Source organism: Xanthomonas sp. SHU 166 (assembly GCF_000364685.1).
GTDB classification, from domain to species: Bacteria; Pseudomonadota; Gammaproteobacteria; order Xanthomonadales; family Xanthomonadaceae; genus Xanthomonas_A; species Xanthomonas_A sontii.
On the sequence record NZ_AQOJ01000174.1, the window covers coordinates 1 to 6617 of the forward strand.

A 6617-nucleotide genomic window follows, 5' to 3' on the forward strand; every position below is an offset into this window, starting at 1 on the left:
CGGCCGCCGTCGCGGCTCCGGCTGCCCCCGCCGCCGCCCCGGCCGCCCAGCAGGCGCCGGAAAAAGCGCAAGAAAAGTCGCCTGCCCCGTCGCAGAAAGACTGAAGGCGGTTACAATATGCTGCGCGGCGGGATTGCCGCGCAGGTTTTACGCAAGCCCAGGTGGCGGAATTGGTAGACGCACTACCTTGAGGTGGTAGCGACTTAGGTCGTAGGGGTTCGAGTCCCCTCTTGGGCACCATTGTTTGGCTACGGTTTCTGCGCGAAGGCATCACGCCCTCGCACGGAGAATCGTCTATCCCATGCCTGCGCGGCACGCGTGCGGGCACAGGCAAGAGAGAATCGCGAGTGCTGGCCGAATATTTGCCGACCCTGCTGTTTCTGATCGTGGCCACCGGTATCGGCGTCGCGCTGATGCTGGTGGGGCGGTTCCTCGGTCCCCGGCGTCCCGACCTGAAGAAGCTCTCGCCGTACGAGTGCGGCTTCGAGGCCTTCGAGGACGCGCGCATGAAGTTCGATGTGCGCTACTACCTGATCGCCATCCAGTTCATCGTCTTCGATCTGGAAATCATCTTCATCGTGCCGTGGACGCAGGTGTTCATGGACCTGGGCGCTCGCTCCCTGGTCACCATGGGCCTGTTCGTCGGCATGCTGTTCCTCGGTTTTGTTTACGTGTGGAAGAAGGGAGCGCTGGAATGGGAGTGATTCAGACCCTGGATCGCCTGATGACCAACCCGATCCCGGAAGGGCGGGTGGACGACATCCTGCGTCCCGAAGGCGAAAACCCGCTGCTGGAAAAGGGCTACGTCACCACCAGCGTCGATGCGCTGCTGAACTGGGCGCGCACCGGCTCGATGTGGCCGATGACCTTCGGCCTGGCCTGCTGCGCGGTCGAGATGATGCACGCCGGCGCCGCGCGCCTGGACCTGGACCGCTACGGCGTGGTGTTCCGCCCTTCGCCGCGCCAGTCCGACGTGATGATCGTCGCCGGCACCCTGGTCAACAAGATGGCCCCGGCGCTGCGCAAGGTCTACGACCAGATGCCGGACCCGAAGTGGGTCATCTCGATGGGCAGCTGCGCCAACGGCGGCGGCTACTACCATTACTCGTATTCGGTGGTGCGCGGCTGCGACCGCATCGTGCCGGTGGACGTCTACGTCCCGGGCTGCCCGCCGACCGCCGAGGCCCTGGTCTACGGCATCCTGCAGTTGCAGAAGAAGATCTGGCGAACCCAGACCATCGCGCGCTGATTCCTCTTTCCTCGAGAGCACGCCAAGCCCCCATGGCAGAGCAAGCATCTTCCTTTAGCGACCGACTCGGCGCCCGTTTTCCCGGCAGCCAGGTCTTCGTGGCCCTTCCGCGCGGCGAAGTCACCCTGGAAGTGCCGGCCGACGCCTGGCACGCCACCTGCCTGGCGCTGCGCGACGAGTTCGGTTTCGAACAGCTGTCCGACCTGTGCGGCGTCGATTACCTCGGCTACGGCAGCGACGAGTGGGACACCTCCGACGTGTCCTCGCACGGCTTCAGCCGCGGCGTCGAAGGCAAGGCCGTGGGCCGTTTCGCCTGGGGCGAGTTCCCCAGCGGCGAGGCTGCCGGCGGGGCCCAGCCGTTGCCGGTCCCGCAGCAGCGCTATGCCGTGCTGGCGCAGCTGATCTCCTATCGCCACAACCAGCGCCTGCGCGTGCGTTGCTACGCGCCGAACGAAGACCTGCCGGTGGTGGCCTCGGTCACCGACATCTGGCCGGGCGCGAACTGGTTCGAGCGCGAGGCGTTCGACCTGTTCGGCGTGGTCTTCGCCGGTCACCCGGACCTGCGCCGCATCCTCACCGACTACGGTTTCGTCGGCCATCCGTTCCGCAAGGATTTCCCGCTGATCGGCAACGTCGAAGTGCGCTACGACGAAGAGAAGCAGCGCGTGATCTACGAGCCGGTGACCTCGGTGGAGCCGCGCGTGGGCGTGCCGCGCGTGATCCGCGACGATGCGCGCTACCAGACCGCGGCGGGCGAAGCACAGAAGGAGTCCGCCAAGTGAGCGAGTACCACCAGGCGCACGACGGGTTCGCCAGCAATCCTGCCGAAGCCAAGCAGGAAATCCGCAACTACACGATGAACTTCGGCCCGCAGCATCCGGCCGCGCACGGCGTGCTGCGCCTGATCCTGGAAATGGACGGCGAGACCGTGGTCCGCGCCGATCCGCACATCGGCCTGCTGCACCGTGGCACCGAGAAGCTGGCCGAGTCCAAGCCGTTCAACCAGTCGATCGGCTACATGGATCGCCTGGACTACGTGTCGATGATGTGCAACGAGCACGCCTACGTGCGCGCGATCGAGACCCTGATGGGGATCGAGGCGCCGGAGCGTGCGCAGTACATCCGCACCATGTTCGACGAGATCACCCGCATCCTGAACCACCTGATGTGGGTCGGCTCCAACGGCCTGGATCTGGGCGCGATGGCGGTGATGCTGTACGCGTTCCGCGAGCGCGAAGAGCTGATGGACGTCTACGAGGCGGTGTCGGGCGCGCGCATGCACGCGACCTACTACCGCCCGGGCGGCGTCTATCGCGACCTGCCCGACCGCATGCCCAAGTACCAGGAATCGCGCTGGCACAAGGGCAATGCGCTGAAGCGGCTCAACGCCGCGCGCGAAGGCTCGATGCTGGACTTCCTGGAGGAGTTCACCAACACCTTCCCGGCGCGCGTGGACGAGTACGAGACCCTGCTCACCGACAACCGCATCTGGAAGCAGCGCACCGTCGGCATCGGCGTGGTCACCCCGGAGCAGGCCTACGCCTGGGGCATGACCGGCGCCATGCTGCGCGGCTCGGGCATCGCCTGGGACCTGCGCAAGAAGCAGCCGTACGCCAAGTACGACAGCGTCGATTTCGACATTCCGCTCGGCACCAACGGCGACTGCTACGACCGCTACCTGGTGCGCGTGGCCGAAATGCGCGAGTCCAACCGCATCATCAAGCAGTGCGTGCAGTGGCTGAAGGCCAACCCGGGCCCGGTCATGGTCGAGAACTTCAAGGTGGCGCCGCCCAAGCGCGCCGAGATGAAGGACGACATGGAAGCGCTGATCCATCACTTCAAGCTGTTCAGCGAAGGCTATTGCGTGCCGGCCGGCGAGACCTACTGCGCGGTCGAGGCGCCGAAGGGCGAGTTCGGCTGCTACCTGATGTCCGACGGCGCCAACAAGCCGTTCCGCGTGCACCTGCGCGCGCCGGGCTTCGCCCATCTGTCGTCGATGGACGCGATCGTGCGCGGCCACATGCTGGCCGACGTGGTGGCGATGATTGGTACCTATGATCTGGTGTTTGGTGAGGTCGACCGATGAAGGCGACAGGTAATTTCGAAGCGGCGCGCGACGTCGATCCGATGGTGGTGCTGAGCGACAAGACGCGCGCGCACATCGATCACTGGCTGAGCAAGTTCCCGCCGGACCGCAAGCGCTCGGCGGTGCTGCAGGGCCTGCACGCCGCGCAGGAGCAGAACCAGGGCTGGCTGACCGACGAGTTGATCGCCGGCGTGGCCAAGTACCTGGAGCTGCCGCCGGTGTGGGCCTACGAGGTCGCCAGCTTCTACTCGATGTTCGAGACCGAGAAGGTCGGCCGCAACAACGTCGCGTTCTGCACCAACATCAGCTGCTGGCTCAACGGCGCCGAGGACCTGGTCGCGCACGCCGAGAAGAAGCTCGGCTGCAAGCTGGGCCAGTCCACCGCCGACGGCCGCGTCTACCTCAAGCGCGAGGAAGAGTGCCTGGCCGGTTGCGCCGGCGCACCGATGATGGTCATCAACGGCCACTACCATGAGCATCTGACCAAGGACAAGGTCGACGAATTGCTGGACGGGTTGGAGTAACGGCAATGGCACAGCATCCCCACGCTCCCACCGGTCCGGTCGGCCCCGCGCCGCAGCCGCACCAGGTGGTGTACACCACGCTGCACTACGACACCCCGTGGTCCTACGAGAGCTACCTGAAGACCGGTGGCTACGCTGCGCTGCGCAAGATCCTCGAAGAGAAGATCCCGCCGGAGCAGGTGATCGAGATGGTCAAGCAGTCGAACCTGCGCGGCCGTGGCGGCGCCGGCTTCCCGACCGGCCTGAAGTGGTCGTTCATGCCCAAGGGCGCGCCGCAGAAGTACATCCTTTGCAACTCGGACGAATCCGAGCCGGGCACCTGCAAGGACCGCGACATCCTGCGCTACAACCCGCATTCGGTGGTGGAGGGCATGGCCATCGCCTGCTACGCCACCGGCTCCACCGTGGGCTACAACTACCTGCGCGGCGAGTTCCACCACGAGCCGTTCGAGCATTTCGAGCAGGCCCTGGCCGACGCCTACGCCAATGGCTGGCTGGGCAAGAACATCCTCGGCAGCGGCATCGACATCGACATCTACGGCGCCCTCGGTGCCGGCGCCTACATCTGCGGAGAAGAGACCGCGCTGATGGAGTCGCTGGAAGGCAAGAAGGGCCAGCCGCGCTACAAGCCGCCGTTCCCGGCCAACTTCGGCCTGTACGGCAAGCCGTCGACGATCAACAACACCGAGACCTACGCGTCGGTGCCGGCGATCATCCGCAACGGCCCGGAGTGGTTCCTGGGGCTGAGCAAGACCAAGAACGGCGGCCCGAAGATCTTCTCGGTGTCCGGCTGCGTGCAGAAGGGCGGCAACTTCGAAGTGCCGCTGGGCACCACCTTCGACGAACTGCTGGAAATGGCCGGCGGGCTGAAGCCGGGTCGCACCCTCAAGGGCGCGATCCCGGGCGGCGTGTCGATGCCGGTGCTGAAGGCCGAGCAGCTCAAAGACCTGCAGATGGACTACGACACCCTGCGCGCGCTGGGCACCGGCCTGGGCTCGGGCGCGATCGTGGTGCTCGACGACAGTGTGTGCTGCGTGAAGTTCGCCTGCCGCATCTCGCAGTTCTTCCACAAGGAGTCCTGCGGCCAGTGCACCCCGTGCCGCGAAGGCACCGGCTGGATGCATCGCGTGCTGGAGCGCATCGTGGCCGGCAAGGCCACGATGGAAGACCTGCACCAGCTGCGCACCGTCGCCGGGCAGATCGAAGGCCACACCATCTGCGCCTTCGGCGAAGCGGCGGCCTGGCCGATCCAGGGCTTCCTGCGCCAGTTCTGGGACGAATTCGAGTACTACATCGTCAACGGTCATTCGATGGTTGACGGCAAGAAGGTGGAGGCAGCCGCCGCATGAGCGCGCAACCCAACAATCCCGGCGCGACCCCCGCGGTCGTGCCGGAAGGCCATGTGACCGTCGAGATCGACGGCCAGTCGCTGGTCGTGCCGAAGGGCTCGATGATCATCCAGGCCGCCGACAAGGCCGGCATCCCGATCCCGCGCTTCTGCTACCACGAGAAGCTGCCGATCGCGGCCAACTGCCGCATGTGCCTGGTCGATGTCGAGAAGTCGCCCAAGCCGTCGCCGGCCTGCGCCACGCCGGTCATGGACGGCATGAAGGTGCAGACGCGCAGCGACAAGGCGCTGAAGTACCAGCGCAGCGTCATGGAATTCCTGCTGATCAACCATCCGCTGGACTGCCCGATCTGCGATCAGGGCGGCGAGTGCGAACTGCAGGACGTGTCCTTGGGCTATGGCCGTTCGGTCAGCCGCTTCAACGAGCGCAAGCGCGTGGTGCCGGACGAGGACATCGGGCCGCTGGTCGCCACCGAGATGACCCGCTGCATCCAGTGCACGCGCTGCGTGCGCTTCACCGCGGACATCGCCGGCACCTACGAGCTGGGCGGCATGTACCGCGGCGAGAACCTGCAGATCGGCACCTACGACGGCAAGCCGCTGACCACCGAGCTGTCCGGCAACGTGGTCGACGTGTGCCCGGTCGGCGCGCTGACCAACAAGGTGTTCCAGTTCCGCGCGCGTCCGTGGGAACTGGTGGCGCGCGAGTCGCTGGGCTACCACGACGCGATGGGCTCCAACCTGTTCCTGCACGTGCGCCGCGGCGAAGTGCTGCGTACCGTGCCGCGCGACAACGAAGCGGTCAACGAGTGCTGGCTGTCCGACCGCGACCGCTACTCGCACCAGGGCCTGTACGCCGAGGACCGCGCGCTGCGGCCGATGCGCAAGGTCGACGGGCAGTGGCGCGAGGTGTCGTGGGCCGAAGGGCTGTCCGCCGCGAGCGAGATCCTCAAGGCCAACCGCGGCGACGCGCTGGGCGTGCTCGCGCATCCGTCCACCTCCAACGAGGAGGGCGCGCTGCTGGCGCGCCTGGCCGAGGGTCTGGACAGCGGCAACCTCGATCACCGCGTGTACAACCGCGACTTCTCCGACGCCGCGCTGGCCGAGCCGTTCGCGCTGCCGCTGGCGGAGATCGAGCAGGCCGACGTGGTGGTGATCCTGGGCAGCAACCTGCGCCATGAACTGCCGCTGCTGCATGCACGCCTGCGCAAGGCGCGGATGCAGCGCCAGACCAAGGTGTACTCGATCAACCCGGTCGATTTCGACGTGGCCTTCGACCAGGCCGGTCGCCAGATCGTGGCGCCGTCGAAGTTCGCCGAGGCGCTGGCCGACGCCGCGCTGCGCGAGGCGGTGCAGGGCGCCGGCCGTGCGGTGCTGATCGTCGGCGCGCTGGCCGAGAACCATCCGCAA

7 protein-coding genes and 1 tRNA gene are annotated in these 6617 nt (G+C 66.5%); all 8 read left to right on the plus strand.

Annotated elements, in window-relative coordinates; all coding sequences use genetic code 11:
- The first annotated feature begins 155 nt into the window (after window positions 1-155).
- A tRNA-Leu gene (locus D180_RS06370) sits at window positions 156-240 on the plus strand.
- A gap of 107 nt (window positions 241-347) precedes the next feature.
- On the plus strand, window positions 348-704 hold the full coding sequence (locus D180_RS06375; protein ID WP_010343005.1) for an NADH-quinone oxidoreductase subunit A: 357 nt from the start codon (window positions 348-350) through the stop codon (window positions 702-704).
- Window positions 695-1249, plus strand: a complete 555-nt coding sequence (locus tag D180_RS06380; protein ID WP_010343006.1) for an NADH-quinone oxidoreductase subunit B — start codon at window positions 695-697, stop codon at window positions 1247-1249. The genes D180_RS06375 and D180_RS06380 overlap by 10 nt, the downstream gene beginning before the upstream one ends.
- A 32-nt stretch (window positions 1250-1281) precedes the next feature.
- The gene (locus D180_RS06385) at window positions 1282-2031 is read left to right on the plus strand and encodes an NADH-quinone oxidoreductase subunit C (RefSeq protein ID WP_026143244.1); all 750 of its coding nucleotides are present in this window, start codon (window positions 1282-1284) and stop codon (window positions 2029-2031) included.
- The gene (locus tag D180_RS06390; RefSeq protein WP_017912135.1) at window positions 2028-3335 is read left to right on the plus strand and encodes an NADH-quinone oxidoreductase subunit D; all 1308 of its coding nucleotides are present in this window, start codon (window positions 2028-2030) and stop codon (window positions 3333-3335) included. The genes D180_RS06385 and D180_RS06390 overlap by 4 nt, the downstream gene beginning before the upstream one ends.
- The gene (gene nuoE, locus D180_RS06395; protein WP_010343009.1) at window positions 3332-3859 is read left to right on the plus strand and encodes an NADH-quinone oxidoreductase subunit NuoE; all 528 of its coding nucleotides are present in this window, start codon (window positions 3332-3334) and stop codon (window positions 3857-3859) included. The genes D180_RS06390 and nuoE overlap by 4 nt, the downstream gene beginning before the upstream one ends.
- A gap of 5 nt (window positions 3860-3864) precedes the next feature.
- On the plus strand, window positions 3865-5208 hold the full coding sequence (gene nuoF / locus D180_RS06400) for an NADH-quinone oxidoreductase subunit NuoF (RefSeq protein ID WP_017912136.1): 1344 nt from the start codon (window positions 3865-3867) through the stop codon (window positions 5206-5208).
- Window positions 5205-6617, plus strand: a 1413-nt coding sequence (gene nuoG, locus D180_RS06405) for an NADH-quinone oxidoreductase subunit NuoG (protein ID WP_017912137.1), incomplete at its 3' end; no start/stop codon positions are given. The genes nuoF and nuoG, both read left to right, overlap by 4 nt.